The organism is Mesorhizobium sp. P2_B11, from assembly GCF_056404855.1.
Window position 1 is genome coordinate 18538 of the sequence record NZ_JBFUDF010000010.1, and the last position, 12936, is coordinate 31473.

A 12936-nucleotide genomic window follows, 5' to 3' on the forward strand; every position below is an offset into this window, starting at 1 on the left:
CCGAAAAGTGGGAACCGGTTTTCGGAAAAGATCATGCCAATCAAGAAACACCCGCAGTGATGCGCCGGCTCAGCCTTCAAGCACGTCCTTCGAGGCAACGGTGGAATCGGCGTTGAGCTTGTAGATCACCGGCACGCCGGTGCCGAGTTCGAGCTTGACGATCTCCTCGCCGCTCTTGCCGTCCAGCGCCATGATCAGCGCCCTGAGCGAATTGCCGTGCGCGGCGACCAGCACCGTGCCGCCCTTCAGCACATGCGACTGCATGTCGTGCAGATAGTACGGCCAGACGCGGGCGCCGGTGTCCTTCAGGCTTTCGCCGCCGGGCGGCGGCACATCGTAGGAGCGGCGCCAGATGTGCACCTGGTCCTCGCCCCACTTCTTGCGGGCGTCGTCCTTGTTGAGGCCGGAAAGGTCGCCATAGTCGCGCTCGTTCAGCGCCTGGTCGCGGATCGTCTTCAGGTCGCTCTGGCCGACGGCGTCGAGAATGTGCTGGCAGGTCTTCTGCGCCCGGATCAGCGCCGAGGTGAAGGCGATGTCGAATTTCAAGCCGCGTGCCTTCAACTTCGCACCCGCCTCCTTGGCCTCCTTGTGGCCCTGCTCGGTCAGGTCGACATCGCGCCAGCCGGTGAACAGGTTCTTCAGGTTCCATTCGCTCTGGCCGTGGCGCACGAGCACGAGAGTTCCCGACATGTTTGCTCCTTCGAGTTTGTGGTTGAGCAATTCCAGGAAAAGTGTTTAGCGGTTTTCCGTCCGGAATTGCGTAAGAAAAACAGACGCCTCAGCTCAGGCCCAGCACGTCCCGCATGGAATAGAGACCAGGCTTTTTCCCTCTTGCCCAAAGCGCCGCCTTCACCGCGCCGCGGGCAAAGATGGCGCGGTCCTCGGCATGGTGCGACAGCGTGATGCGCTCGCCGGTGCCGGCCAGGATCACACTGTGGTCGCCGACCACCGAGCCGCCGCGCAAGCTGGCAAAGCCGATGGTTCCAGGCTTGCGCACGCCGGTATGGCCGTCGCGCACCCGCACATCGTTGCCGGAAAGGGGAATGCCGCGACCCGCCGCTGCCGCTTCGCCGAGCAACAGTGCGGTGCCCGACGGCGCGTCGACCTTGTGCTTGTGGTGCATTTCGAGGATCTCGATGTCGAAATCGTCGGCGTCGAGCGCGCGCGCGGCCTGCTCGACCAGCACTGCCAGCAGATTGACGCCAAGGCTCATATTGCCGGATTTGACGATGGTCGCGTGGCGCGCCGCCGCTTCGATCTTCGCATTGTCTTCCGCCGAGCAGCCGGTGGTGCCGATGACATGGGCAATCCGCGCCTGCGCGGCATAGCCGGCGAATTCGACGGTGGCGGCCGGCGCGGTGAAATCGAGCACGCCGTCGGCCTTGGCGAACACCGGCAGCGGGTCGTCCGATATCGTCACGTTGATGATGCCGATGCCGGCGAGCTCGCCCGCATCCTTGCCGAGATAGGGCGACCCGGTGCGCTCGACCGCGCCCACGACGCGCGCGCCCGGCATCGAATGGATGGCGCGGATCAGCGTCTGGCCCATGCGGCCGGCCGCCCCCACCACCACCAGGCCCATATCGCCGGATTCGCTCATACGGTCCTCCCAACCACCTTCTTTCCACGCGAGCGCGGCAGCGGAGTTTGGATTGGCTTGGCGTCGTCGACAAGCCCCAGCCCCTTCTTGCCCTGCACGCGGTGGAAGCGGGCATAGACGCTGTGCGGATCGGCCATCAGCGAGGCATGCGTGCCTTCCTCGACCAGCCGGCCCTGCTCCATGACGATGATGTGGTCGGCATTGACCACGGTCGACAGCCGGTGCGCGATCACGATGGTGGTGCGGCCGGCCATGACCTGGGTGAGCGCTTCCTGGACCCGGGCCTCGGCCTCGTTGTCCAGCGCCGAGGTCGCTTCGTCGAGCAGCAGGATCGGTGCGTTGCGCACGATGGCGCGAGCGATCGAGACACGCTGGCGCTGGCCGCCCGACAGCGTCGCGCCGCCTTCGCCGACCGGCGTGTCGTAGCCTTGCGGCTGCTGGCGGATGAAGTCGTCGGCTGCCGCCTGGATCGCCGCCTGTTCGATCTCGGCGTCCGTGGCCGACAGGCGGCCGTAGCGGATGTTGTCGCGAATGGTGCCTTCGAACAGATAGGGCGATTGCGAGACATAGGCGATCGAGCCGCGCAACGAGTGTTTGGTGACCTTGGAAATGTCCTGGCCGTCGATTTCGATCGTGCCAGCATCGACATCGTAGAAGCGCTGCAGCAGCGCCACCAGCGTCGTCTTGCCGGCGCCCGAGGCACCGACGATGGCCGTCATCTTGCCGGCGGCGGCGGTAAAGCTCAGATCCTGCAGGACCGGAACCTCCTCAACATAGTGGAAGGACACGTTGTTGAAGCGCACGGCGCCGGTGGTGAAATGCGCCTCTGCGGCGTCTGGCGCGTCGCCCTGCTTCGGCTCGCGGTCGAGCAGTTCGTAGATCATGCGGGCATTGACCAGCGCCCGCTCCATCGCGACCTGCATGCGCGCCAGCCGCCGGGCCGGGTCATAGGCCAGGATCAGCGCGGTGATGAACGAAAACACCGCGCCCGGCGGCTGGCCCAGCACCAGTGCCCGATAGCCGGAATAACCGATGACCGCGGTCACCGCGAGGCCGGCCAGCATGTCGGAAATCGGCGACAGCCGTTCCGAGACGCGGGCGATCTTGTTGCTGCGCTGCTCCGCCGTTGCGGCAAGCTCGCCGATGCGGCGCGACAGCTCGTCCTCCATGGTGAAGGCCTTGACGATGGCGATGCCTTGCGTGGCCTCCTGTACCGCCCCGATCAGCCGGGAGTTGATCAGCACCGATTCCCGGTTGATCTTGCGCACCCGCCGCGTGATGTAGACGACAGCCCAGATCAGCGGCGGCCCGATTAGCAACGAACTCAGCGACAGCACCGGGTCCTGGTAGATCATGACGCCGACAAGGCCGACCAGCGTGACGGCGTCACGGGTGATCGAGACGATGGTCAACGACAACAGGTCGCGAATGCCGCCGATATTCTCGTTGACCTGCGCCGCCAGCCGGCCCGAACGCGTGTCGTTGAAGAAGTCGACGCCAAGCTTCATCAGATGATCGAAGATGCGTCTCTGGTAGCGGGCGACCAGATTGTTGCCGATCGTGGCCAGCGCCACCGCCTGGCCATAACCGGCGAAGCCGCGGATCATGAAGGCGCCCATGAAACCGGCGCAGATCCACCAGATGGCGCCGCCTTGCCGTTCGTAGAATATCTGGTTGACCATCGGCGCCATGATCCAGGCGCTGAAGGCCGTCGTGCCCGAAACCAGGAGCGAGCAGATGATGGCGACGGCATAGTGCCAGTGATAGTCGCGGCTGTTTTCAGTCAGGATGCGGCGCAGCACCGCCGAGACCTCGGTCGGCCTCACCTTCACTTTGTTTGGGCTTTCAAGTGTCAAATCTGCAGCGCTTCGTCGGTTTCCGAGGGGTAGAGCGGGCTGGAATTCGGCCCCCTCTTAGCGCCCCGGCTACAGCTTGCCTATGGCGAAACTTCGTCGCGGCCGGGATCGCAGCCCGAAACGGCCCCAAGGGAAGGCAAGCGGATTAYGCCCGCCAGCGTCGACCCGCGGTCTGCACGCCGAACAGCGAGGGGTTGCGGGCATAGGCGGCGAGGCCGAGCAGGGCTGCCAGCGGGTGGGTGATGACATAGACCGGCATCGAGGCCATCAGCGCGCTATGCGGCGCCTTGTCCTCGAAGGCGGCGCGGAAATTTCCCTCTTTCAGCGCCGGCACGATCTTTTGCGCGATGCCGCCGGTCAAAAACACGCCGCCGCGGCTCATGAACACCAGCGCGAGATCGCCGGCGGTGCGGCCGAGACAAGTGACGAACAGCGCCAGCGCTTCCTCGGCGACCGCATCGGTCTTGGCCAGCGCCGCCCCGGTGATCTCGGCCGGCGTGGTGAAGGGGGCAGGCTTGCCATCCGCCTTCGCCACCGCCCGGTAGACATTGACCAGGCCGCGCCCGCACAGGATTTGTTCGCCCGAAATGCGGCCTTCAAGCTTCTCGATATGCGGAAAAACCTCGAAATCACGGGGTGTGCGCGGGCCGATATCCATATGGCCGCCTTCGCCCGGCACCGGTATCCAATGGTTGAGCGCATGCACCAGCCCAGCGACGCCGAGCCCGGTGCCGGGGCCGAGCACGACGCGTCCGGCATTCTCTTCCGGCGTACCACCGCCGATCTTTTCCATATGCTCTTCGCCGAGCGCGACGACAGCCAGCGCCTGCGCCTCGAAATCGTTGAGCACGACGATGTCGCTTAAGGCGAGATTGGAAAACATCTGCTTCGGCTTCACCACCCAGGGGCAGTTGGTGAGCGGAATCTCGTCGCCATCGACCGGCCCGGCGATCGCCAGCACCGCCGAATTCGGCCGCACCGACGAGCGGTCGAGCACCGCCGCCTGGATCGCCTCGTCGATGGTGTTGAAATTCGCCGTCTGCACGATCTGCGGCTCGCCGGCTTCCGAATTGGCGTCCAGCACGATCGAAAAGCGCGCATTGGTGCCGCCGATATCGCCGATCAGCACTGGAAACCGCAACGCTGCGTCGTCGTCGCCTGACATACCTTGGTCGTCCCCTTTGTGGCGGCGTTGCGCCGGTTTCAATCGCCGTTTTTCAATCGCCGCTTTTCAATCGATTGACTAGCGCATGGCCCGGAAAAGGGGAAGCGTCAGTTCGCCATTACTGACCGACGTTTGCCGGCGGCCGTCGCCTTGGCAGGGGAATGCCGATCTCGGGCGTGGCGGTGAAGGCGTTGGCCGTGCCTGGCAAGCCGCCGGCGTTGCCGGCAATCGGCGGCGCAGGCGCGTCGGGTTCCGGCGCCCTGGCAGCGATCGGCACACCGCCACCGCGATAGGTGACGGCTTCGACCGAGTCGGCATCGGGCTGGTCGAGCACGAACTGGCACTGTTTCGGCAGGTTCGCCATCGTCATCACGTCGCGCGCCTTGGGCGCATCCGGGTTCTTGTTGGGGCGCCACGGCTCCTCGGTGAACCACCAGGCCAGCGGCTTGCCGCAGCCGTCATCGTCGGGCGTCGCTTCCTGTCCCTTGCAGTTGGGCGAACCCGGCTGGCAGCCGATTCGGATGTGGAAATGATAGTCATGGCCCCAGAACGGCCGGATCTTGCGCAGCCAGGTGCGGTCGCCGGTGACGGTGTCGCAGAGCTTCTTCTTGATGCCGGGATTGACCAGGATGCGCTCGACCTCCGGATAGCTCGCCGCGCGCTTCAGCAGCTGCGTGTGCATCGGCTTCCACAGCCTGTCCTTCACCAGATGCGTCTTGTCGTCGACCATCAGCGTGGCACTGATGTTTTCGCGCTCCTGGGTGGTGAGCCTGCGGTTGGGCATAGGCGTCAGCCAGATGTCGGCGTCGAGGCCGATCTGGTGCGAAGCGTGCCCGGTCAGCATCGGCCCGCCGCGCGGCTGCGAGATATCGCCGATCAGAAGGCCCGGCCAGCCATCGGCAGCGGCATCGCGCGACAGTTTCTCGATCAGCGCGATCATCGTCGGATGGCCCCAGCGGCGGTTGCGCGAGGGACGCATCACCTCCCAGTTCTGGCCGTCCATCGGAATGGCGACGCCGCCGGTGAAGCACCCCTTGGAGTAGAAGCCGAAGGATTGCGCCGCGGCCACGGCCGGCAGTTTCTTGGCGCCGAACAGGTCTTTGGCCCGCGGCTCGGCGGTGATTGCGCCCGCCACCAGTCCGGCCAGCGCGACAATCGCCAGCGCCGCCGTCAGAAACGGCCGTCTGCCGGGCAAGGATCGCATCGACATCGTCATGAGCCCCCAGAGCCTCATGCATGTCGCCCAGAAGTGTGCAGCGGTTCTGGGATAACGACATGCATCAAAACAAAAACCGCCGAATCATACCACGCCCGGCGCCGCGTTTCGATTATCCACCCTTCATCGGGCTGCGCGGCTCGCCGTCGCGCCAACTCCCGTCGGCCCACATCCGGTCGAACGCCTTGCGGTAGTCCGGATAATGGAACCGGTAGCCCGCCGCCTTGATCGCTGTGTTGGCGACGCGCTTGTTCTCGCCATAGAAGGACCGCGCCATGGGCGAAAGTTGGGCAGTCTCGAAAGGAATTTCCGGCGGCGGCTCGACGCCCATCAGCGACGCGGCATAGGTGACGACACACTGCGGCGGCGCCGGCTCGTCATCGGTGACATTGAAAATGCCGCCCGTATTGCCGCCGATGAGATGCCAGAGCGCGCCGGCAATGTCGTCACAATGGATGCGGTTGAACACCTGGTCGGGCTTGACCAGCCGTCGTGCTGTGCCGTTTTCCAGATTGACCAGCCCATTGCGGCCCGGCCCGTAAATCCCGGAAAGCCGCAGAATTGCCACCGGCTTGCCGATCTCGCTGCCGAGCTCCAGCCATTCCTGCTCGGCCGCCACCCGCATTGCCGAGCGTTTCGACACCGGCCGGCATGCTGCCGTTTCGTCGACCCAGGCGCCGTCATAATTGCCGTAGACGCCGACGGTCGAGAGATAGCCGATCCATTCAAGCGCCGGCATCGCCGCAATCGCCTGGCGTGTAGCAAGAAGCACGGGGTCGCCGGCTTCTTCGGGAGCCACGGAGATGACCATGTGGGTGGTTTTCTCCAGCGCGTCGCTGATCTCGGGTGTCAGCGCGCCGTCGAACAGCAGCGGCACGATGCCGGCCTGTTTTAGCGATTCGAATTTTTCCGGCGAACGCGTGGTGCCGAAAACCGTCGCCGCCTCTTTGTTGGCCCGGGCAAAGGCCCTCCCGGAATAGCCGGCGCCGAAGATAAAAATCCGCTTTTCGCTCATGCATGCGCCTCAATTGGCAGCGCGGACAGCCATTCGTCGCGCACTGCGGCATCGGTTTCGGTTTTCGAGCCGGTGGCGGCCAGCTCGCTGAATTCGGTATCCGGCACCAGCCGCGCCAGCGCCCACACCGCCGCACCGCGCACCAGCGGCGAGGCATCGCCAAGCAAGGCGCGAACCGGGCCGTCAAGCGAAGTATCCCTGGAATTGCCGGCGGCGATTAGCACGTTGCGGACAAAACGGTCGCGGCCGATGCGTTTGATCGGCGAGCCCGAGAAGAAAGCGCGGAACGCCGAATCGTCCAGCTGCAACAGCTCCGAAAGCTTCGGCTCGCGCAATTCGGCGCGGGCGGCAAGTTTTGCCTCGGAGGCGGCGCGGGCGAACTTGTTCCACGGACAGGCGGCAAGGCAATCGTCGCAGCCATAGATGCGGTTGCCGATCTTTTCGCGGAATTCGTGCGGGATCGGCCCTTTGTTCTCGATGGTGAGGTAGGAAATGCAGCGTCGCGCATCGAGCCTATAGGGCGCAGGGAATGCATCGGTCGGGCAAGCATCGAGGCAGGCGCGGCAGGAGCCGCAATGGTCTGCCTCGGCCGCGTCCGGCTCGAGCTCGGCGGTGGTGAAGATGGTGCCGAGGAACAGCCATGAGCCATGTTCGCGGCTGACCAGGTTGGTGTGCTTGCCTTGCCAGCCGAGCCCGGCGGCCTCGGCCAGCGGCTTTTCCATCACCGGTGCGGTATCGACGAAAACCTTCACGTCGCCGCCGGCCCGCGCCACGATCTTGCCGGCGATTTCCTTCAGCCGACCCTTCATAATGTCGTGATAGTCGCGGTTTTGCGCATAGACCGAGATCGCGCCGCGGTCGTGTCTTGCCTGTAGCGCGCGCGGATCATGGTCGGGGCCGTAATTCATTGCCAGCACGACGATCGAGCGCACGTCGGGCCACAGCGTCGAGGGTTCGCTGCGGCGCTCGAGCGTCTCGGCGATCCACGCCATCGAGCCATGAAAGCCGTCGGCGACAAATTCGGCGAGCCTTGCCGGCGCCAGCGGGATCGCGTTGGGAGAAGTGACGGCGACCGCATCGAAGCCGGCGCGCCGCGCCTCCGCGTCGATCAGCGCGCGCAAGGTTTCGCTTCTAGAAGTCGAGGTCCGCATAATGCGACACCGGCGACAGGCCGCGCACCCGGTCGGAGAGCAGCGGCCTGAACGAGGGCCGCGATTTCACCCGCGTGTACCATTCGCGTGCAGCAGTGTGTTCGCGCCAGTCGATCTCGCCGAGATAATCCAGCACCGACAGCGTCGCCGCCGCGGCCAGATCGGCATAGGTCACCTTGCTGCCGGCCAGCCAGTGGCGGGTGCCGGCCAGCCAGTTGGTGTATTTCATGTGCTGGCGGATGTTGGCGCGCGCCGCGCGGATCGCCGCCGAATCGGGCGAGCCGCCGCCCGCCGTTTCGGGCATCACCGGCTTCAGCACGCGTTCGCGCACCAGATGCCTGGTCACTTCGCCCTCGGCCTTGTTGAGATACCAGTCGGTGAGACGGCGGATTTCGGCGCGCTGCATAGGATCTTCGGCAAACAGCCTCTTGTCGCGCTTCAACACACCGCGCGTCTCGTCGAGATATTCGGCGATCACCATGGCGCCGACGATCGGCACATCGCCTTCGGCAAGCAGGATCGGCAAGGTCCCGGCCGGGTTCAGCGCCAAAAACTCCTTGCGCCGCGTCCACGGCTTTTCCTCGATCAGCGCCAGCTCCTCGCCATACTCGCCAAAGGCGAGGCGAACGAAGCGGCAGGTGGCGAACATCGGATGATGGAAAAGCGTCAGCATGGTTCCGCGATAATTCAGCGCACTGGCGAATCGCAGGGCGCACCGGTAAGTCTTGGCGGCCCGTCATGCGGCCGTCACGGTGTTGCGACCTATAGGGGGACTTGCCCGCCGTGACAAGCAAGCCATTTGCAAGCCGTTTCCGTCAGTCCCTTGAATGCCGAGGTTGCCATGGATAGCCACACCATCGTCGAAGCCCTGCTGCTCGGCCTGCTGGAGGGGCTGACAGAGTTCATCCCGGTCTCCTCCACTGGCCATATCCTGCTCGCCGGCCACTTTCTCGGCTTCCATTCCACCGGCAAGGCCTTCGAGATCCTGATCCAGCTCGGCGCCATCCTGGCGATCCTCAGCGTCTATTTCCGCCGCCTGTGGCAGATGCTGCTCGATCTGCCGCATGACCGGCTGACGCGGCATTTCGTCCTCGGCATCCTGATTGCCTTCCTGCCGGCGGCGATCATTGGCGCGCTGGCGCATGATTTCATCAAGACGGTGCTGTTCGAATCGCCACGGCTGATCTGCATCATGCTGATCATCGGCGGCGTCGTGCTCCTGGTCGTCGACCGCATGAAGCTGCAGCCGGTCTACCGCGACGTCGAGCGCTTCCCGACCAGGCTTTATCTGCAGATCGGCCTTTTCCAGTGCCTGTCGCTGATCCCCGGCACGTCGCGCTCCGGTTCGACCATCGTCGGCGCGCTGCTTTTGGGCGTCGACAAGCGGGCGGCGGCGGAATTCTCCTTCTTCCTCGCCATCCCGACCATGGTCGGCGCCTTCGCCTTCGACCTGTTCAAGAACCGCAATGTGCTGACCACAGCCGACCTGCCGATCATCGCCATCGGCTTCGTCGCCGCCTTCGTCACCGCGCTGATCGTGGTGCGCTTCCTGCTCGATTACGTCTCCCGCAACGGTTACTCGCTGTTCGGCTGGTGGCGTCTGCTGGTGGGTGGCGTGGGGCTGGTGGCGCTCATGGTCTGGGGTTGAGCGTCAAACCAACGCTCGCGGTCGGTGCATGCCAGTCGCCCCAGTCAGATTATTCTGCCCCTATTTTCGATATTGATTAGCGTGAGCTTTTCGTTTCGAAACCAAAGGGCAATCTGTACGAATCCTGTCACTTTAGGGTAGCTAATCAGGCAAGTGAAGACCCCGTCCGCGCAGGTGTGATTTACAAAATCGACGCTAAATACATAACCCGCTGGAAGGATCTGGTCTTCATGTGGGTTTGAGATAATCATCTCAAGATATGGCGTCTCTATTCCTGGGAACAATTGAGATTCGAGGTAAAATATTACCTCGCTCTTGCTGGAACCAATGGGTAGACCTCGAGCAATAATGTCCTTGGCTTTTTCTACGCTCCAGCCTTTTCGGACCAGTGCGGAAATCTGATCTCGGGCTGTCGTCATCTGTACACCACTCTTGGCTTCAACTCCGCCCATAAAACGCATTCTCGACATGCACCGGCCAGCGCCAGGGCAGCACCGCCACCATGTCGAAACGCATGGACAATCTGCCATAGTCCGGCTGCCGCGACAGCCAGATGTCGGCGGCGCCCTCGATGCGGCGTTCCGATTCATGGCCGATCGCCTCCATCGCTTCCATCAGCGTGCGTCGCGCCTTGACCTCGACGAACAGCACGAGGTCGCCGCGCCTGGCGATCAGGTCGATCTCGCCGAATTTTGTGCGGTGGCGGCGCGCCAGAATGCGGTAGCCCTTCAGCATCAGCGCCGCTGCCGCCAGCCATTCGCCGCGATGGCCGCGCCGATAGGCCTTTTGGCGGCTGGCGCTCGGGCGCTCAGCCATCGCCGCCGTCTCCAGCGGCATCCCTGAGCTCAAGCAGTCGCCGGTACAGTGCCTGTTTCTGCCCGCCGGTCATTTTCGCAGCTTCGGCGGCTGCCTTGGAGGCCGGCATTTCGGCGGCCAGCGACAAAAGCAGCCGGTCGATGTCGGCGGGCTGGTCGGCCTTGACCTCGGCGGGGCCGACGCAGATGACGATCTCGCCCTTCGGCGTGTCGGCCGCCGCATAGTGGTCGGCCAGCGCCTGCAGCGTTCCGATGCGCATTTCCTCAAAGGTCTTGGTCAGCTCGCGGCCGATGGCGGCGTTGCGCGTCCCCCCCAGCGCCTCGACCATGGCGACCAATGTCTCGGCCAGCCGGCGCGGCGATTCGAAGAAGATCAGCGTCGCCGGCACCGTCCTGAACGTCTCCAGCTTGGTCAGCCGCTGCCCTGATTTCACCGGCAAAAACCCTGCGAACAGGAAGGCATCGGACGGCAGGCCGGAAGCGGTGAGTGCCGCCAGCGGCGCGGACGGACCGGGGATCGGCACGACGCGCAGGCCGCGCTCCTGCGCCTCGCCGACCAGCCGGTAGCCGGGGTCGGAGATCAGCGGCGTGCCGGCATCCGAGATCAGCGCCACGCTCTGCCCGGCCTCAAGGGCGGCGATCAGCTTCGGCCCTGCCTCGCCAGCGTTGTGTTCGTGATACGCGGTGGTGCGGCGGCGGATGCCGTAGCGGTCGAGCAGCACGCGCGAGACGCGGGTGTCCTCGCAGGCGACGATGTCGGCGGCGGCCAGCGTCTCCAGCGCACGCAGCGTGATGTCGGAGAGATTGCCGATCGGCGTCGCCACCAGATACAGCGCCGGCTCGAGCGGCCGGGCCGGCATCTCGGTCTGGCCGATCACATAGCTACGTTTTTCGCCGGTCACCGCTCATTCTCCGTTCAGCCCTGTTTGGCACGGCGCAGGCGCGGTTGCAAAACGCCCGGCGTCCCGGCCCGAACCTCAGGCCCAAATCTCACGCGCCAAATCTCACGCGGAAGTAATCCGGCCGCCATGTCTTTGCCATAGTGGGGAACGAAACCGTGGCCGGCGGATTGAATGCCTGAGTCTCTTGAGGAGGAGGACAGGATGGAAAGCCTGAAACTGCAGGACGTTTTCGAGCCCTATTATGCCGGCCGCAAGCGCTTCGCCGCGCCACGCGCCAAAAGCCAATCCGCCGAAGCCAAGGACGAAGCTATTCGCAGGGAAGCTGGAAAGCGGCTTCTGCGCCGTGTGCTCGCCGAGGCCCGCAACGAAATCGAGACCGACACCGAAAGCACGACGGAGCACTGACCGGACGATGCCCAATCGCTTCGATATCTTCATCACCCGTCTTGAAACCAAAAGCGCCAGAGAAGGCGTGCCGCCGCATCCGATGAACGACCAGCACAGCGTCCGCCGCGACAAGGCCGACGCCAAGCCGGCCCGACCCGGCGACGCGCATGCCGAAAAGGACCGCGGCAAGCGCCGCTTCAAGCACGACGCTTGATCCCACAGAAGCGCGCACCACCAGAAGCGCAATCTGCAACGCTTGGCGATTGGCTTCGCCATCCGCGCCTTCGTCATCCACGGGCGGAGCAAGGAGCGCAGCGACGCAGCGCAGACCCGAGGATCCATTCCGTGACGTTGAAGCGTTGCTGCGATCCAGAATTCTGCACCGCTGCACTCTTCGGCTGATGTAACGGAATGGATCCTAGGGTCTGCGCGACGGAGCTTCGCTCCTGCTTCGCCCTAGGACGACGACCGCGTGGTTGATACGCGGCCTCGAAGAAACCCGCTAACCCAGGTACCTCTGGACCCTCACTTCCAGCAATCGCACCAGTTCCGGGTCCATGAATTCATAGTCATCCGGTATGTCGAGGCAGATCACCCGCGCCTTCTTCAGGCTTGCCTTGAACTTCTTCTGCAGCTTGGTGCGGTGCGCCTTTTCCATGACGAAGATGATGTCGGCCCACGCCACCAGCTCATGCGTCAGCGGCGTGTCGGCATCGTGATTGGTGCCGGCGGAGGCCACCTCGATATCCCGGCGCTTGGAAAACACCTGCTCGGCGGTCGGACTGCGCAAGCGGTTCTGGCTGCAGACGAAGAGGACGTTCTTCAAGACCTGTCAGCACCGATTCGAGCGCGGCAATTACTCATCCCATAAATCCCGGACCGTCTTGGTCAGCGGTATGTACTGATCCAAGGTAAGTCCGTTCAGGTCGAATTCGACCGAATTGTCTTTTGCCGACGCTCTAAGGTTTATTCCGATATACGTCATAAAATTGCGAACTACGTCGAACTCTGTAAGCCCCGACACTTTGTGCTTTTGCTCATTCGTATTTCTGCGGAACACGGCCTCTGCCTCATGGAGGGCGTCAAGTTCGAGAGATTTGGAAATCTCGCCCAATCCAAACTCGAAAACGTCATCCGTGTTCAACGTTCGAAGTGTCTCATGGATCAGGAACTTCATAGCG

At 63.9% G+C, this 12936-nt stretch carries 16 protein-coding genes; 3 read left to right on the forward strand and 13 right to left on the reverse strand.

The genetic code is table 11. The annotated features are described in order from the left end of the window. Positions 1–69: 69 nt before the first annotated feature. From AC1DYJ_RS27960 to AC1DYJ_RS27995, 8 genes are all read right to left on the reverse strand, one after another. A complete protein-coding gene (locus AC1DYJ_RS27960; protein ID WP_477287005.1) occupies positions 70–690 on the reverse strand; it encodes a 2,3-bisphosphoglycerate-dependent phosphoglycerate mutase in 621 nt (206 codons plus the stop codon). Positions 691–778: 88 nt separating this feature from the next. After that, positions 779–1600 (reverse strand): 4-hydroxy-tetrahydrodipicolinate reductase, encoded by an 822-nt coding sequence (gene dapB, locus AC1DYJ_RS27965; RefSeq protein ID WP_477287007.1) that lies wholly within the window; start codon positions 1598–1600, stop codon positions 779–781. After that, complete coding sequence (locus tag AC1DYJ_RS27970; protein ID WP_477287009.1) at positions 1597–3432, reverse strand: ABC transporter ATP-binding protein; 1836 nt, start codon at positions 3430–3432, stop codon at positions 1597–1599. The genes dapB and AC1DYJ_RS27970 overlap by 4 nt, the downstream gene beginning before the upstream one ends. Before the next feature lie 169 nt (positions 3433–3601). Continuing rightward, entirely contained in the window at positions 3602–4621 is a 1020-nt protein-coding gene (locus tag AC1DYJ_RS27975) for a glucokinase (protein ID WP_477287011.1), read from the reverse strand. Between the two features lie 118 nt (positions 4622–4739). Further along, positions 4740–5837, reverse strand: a complete 1098-nt coding sequence (gene mepA / locus AC1DYJ_RS27980) for a penicillin-insensitive murein endopeptidase (protein ID WP_477287280.1) — start codon at positions 5835–5837, stop codon at positions 4740–4742. 112 nt (positions 5838–5949) lie between these two features. Then, positions 5950–6852, reverse strand: coding sequence for an SDR family oxidoreductase (locus AC1DYJ_RS27985; protein WP_477287013.1), 903 nt, complete (start codon positions 6850–6852; stop codon positions 5950–5952). Beyond that, positions 6849–8003: a tRNA epoxyqueuosine(34) reductase QueG gene (gene queG, locus AC1DYJ_RS27990; RefSeq protein ID WP_477287015.1), complete on the reverse strand. Its 1155-nt coding sequence runs from the start codon at positions 8001–8003 to the stop codon at positions 6849–6851. The genes AC1DYJ_RS27985 and queG overlap by 4 nt, the downstream gene beginning before the upstream one ends. Continuing rightward, positions 7984–8676 carry a glutathione S-transferase family protein gene (locus AC1DYJ_RS27995; RefSeq protein WP_477287017.1) on the reverse strand — a complete coding sequence of 231 codons (693 nt, stop codon included), beginning with the start codon at positions 8674–8676 and terminating at the stop codon, positions 7984–7986. Before AC1DYJ_RS27995 ends, queG begins: the two co-directional genes overlap by 20 nt. Positions 8677–8844: 168 nt before the next feature. Here AC1DYJ_RS27995 and AC1DYJ_RS28000 point away from each other — a divergent pair, with 168 nt between their 5' ends. Beyond that, positions 8845–9651: an undecaprenyl-diphosphate phosphatase gene (locus AC1DYJ_RS28000; protein WP_477287019.1), complete on the forward strand. Its 807-nt coding sequence runs from the start codon at positions 8845–8847 to the stop codon at positions 9649–9651. A 44-nt stretch (positions 9652–9695) separates the two neighbouring features. Here the strand turns inward: AC1DYJ_RS28000 and AC1DYJ_RS28005 are convergent, their stop codons facing one another. Genes AC1DYJ_RS28005 through rsmI form a run of 3 tightly spaced genes read right to left on the reverse strand, consistent with a single transcriptional unit; the run spans position 9696 to position 11368 of the window. Next, positions 9696–10112, reverse strand: a complete 417-nt coding sequence (locus tag AC1DYJ_RS28005) for a hypothetical protein (RefSeq protein WP_477287021.1) — start codon at positions 10110–10112, stop codon at positions 9696–9698. Beyond that, positions 10090–10467: a YraN family protein gene (locus AC1DYJ_RS28010; protein WP_477287023.1), complete on the reverse strand. Its 378-nt coding sequence runs from the start codon at positions 10465–10467 to the stop codon at positions 10090–10092. Before AC1DYJ_RS28010 ends, AC1DYJ_RS28005 begins: the two co-directional genes overlap by 23 nt. Beyond that, the gene (gene rsmI, locus AC1DYJ_RS28015; protein WP_477287025.1) at positions 10460–11368 is read right to left on the reverse strand and encodes a 16S rRNA (cytidine(1402)-2'-O)-methyltransferase; all 909 of its coding nucleotides are present in this window, start codon (positions 11366–11368) and stop codon (positions 10460–10462) included. Before rsmI ends, AC1DYJ_RS28010 begins: the two co-directional genes overlap by 8 nt. Positions 11369–11539: 171 nt before the next feature. Here rsmI and AC1DYJ_RS28020 point away from each other — a divergent pair, with 171 nt between their 5' ends. Both AC1DYJ_RS28020 and AC1DYJ_RS28025 read left to right on the forward strand, forming a co-directional pair. Continuing rightward, complete coding sequence (locus AC1DYJ_RS28020) at positions 11540–11773, forward strand: hypothetical protein (protein WP_477287027.1); 234 nt, start codon at positions 11540–11542, stop codon at positions 11771–11773. Between the two features lie 7 nt (positions 11774–11780). Beyond that, positions 11781–11969 carry a hypothetical protein gene (locus AC1DYJ_RS28025; protein ID WP_192258691.1) on the forward strand — a complete coding sequence of 63 codons (189 nt, stop codon included), beginning with the start codon at positions 11781–11783 and terminating at the stop codon, positions 11967–11969. A gap of 288 nt (positions 11970–12257) precedes the next feature. Here the strand turns inward: AC1DYJ_RS28025 and AC1DYJ_RS28030 are convergent, their stop codons facing one another. Then, positions 12258–12581 carry a low molecular weight protein tyrosine phosphatase family protein gene (locus AC1DYJ_RS28030; RefSeq protein ID WP_477287029.1) on the reverse strand — a complete coding sequence of 108 codons (324 nt, stop codon included), beginning with the start codon at positions 12579–12581 and terminating at the stop codon, positions 12258–12260. Between the two features lie 30 nt (positions 12582–12611). Further along, on the reverse strand, positions 12612–12932 hold the full coding sequence (locus tag AC1DYJ_RS28035) for a hypothetical protein (protein ID WP_477287031.1): 321 nt from the start codon (positions 12930–12932) through the stop codon (positions 12612–12614). Positions 12933–12936: the final 4 nt, after the last annotated feature.

Coding starts and splice junctions, on each gene's coding strand:
- AC1DYJ_RS27960 (WP_477287005.1), bottom strand. CDS start 690: ATGTCGGGAACTCTCGTGCTCGTGCGCCACGGCCAGAGCGAATGGAAC.
- dapB (WP_477287007.1), bottom strand. CDS start 1,600: ATGAGCGAATCCGGCGATATGGGCCTGGTGGTGGTGGGGGCGGCCGGC.
- mepA (WP_477287280.1), bottom strand. CDS start 5,837: ATGACGATGTCGATGCGATCCTTGCCCGGCAGACGGCCGTTTCTGACG.
- AC1DYJ_RS27985 (WP_477287013.1), bottom strand. CDS start 6,852: ATGAGCGAAAAGCGGATTTTTATCTTCGGCGCCGGCTATTCCGGGAGG.
- queG (WP_477287015.1), bottom strand. CDS start 8,003: ATGCGGACCTCGACTTCTAGAAGCGAAACCTTGCGCGCGCTGATCGAC.
- AC1DYJ_RS27995 (WP_477287017.1), bottom strand. CDS start 8,676: ATGCTGACGCTTTTCCATCATCCGATGTTCGCCACCTGCCGCTTCGTT.
- AC1DYJ_RS28000 (WP_477287019.1), top strand. CDS start 8,845: ATGGATAGCCACACCATCGTCGAAGCCCTGCTGCTCGGCCTGCTGGAG.
- AC1DYJ_RS28005 (WP_477287021.1), bottom strand. CDS start 10,112: ATGCGTTTTATGGGCGGAGTTGAAGCCAAGAGTGGTGTACAGATGACG.
- AC1DYJ_RS28010 (WP_477287023.1), bottom strand. CDS start 10,467: ATGGCTGAGCGCCCGAGCGCCAGCCGCCAAAAGGCCTATCGGCGCGGC.
- AC1DYJ_RS28020 (WP_477287027.1), top strand. CDS start 11,540: ATGCCTGAGTCTCTTGAGGAGGAGGACAGGATGGAAAGCCTGAAACTG.
- AC1DYJ_RS28025 (WP_192258691.1), top strand. CDS start 11,781: ATGCCCAATCGCTTCGATATCTTCATCACCCGTCTTGAAACCAAAAGC.
- AC1DYJ_RS28035 (WP_477287031.1), bottom strand. CDS start 12,932: ATGAAGTTCCTGATCCATGAGACACTTCGAACGTTGAACACGGATGAC.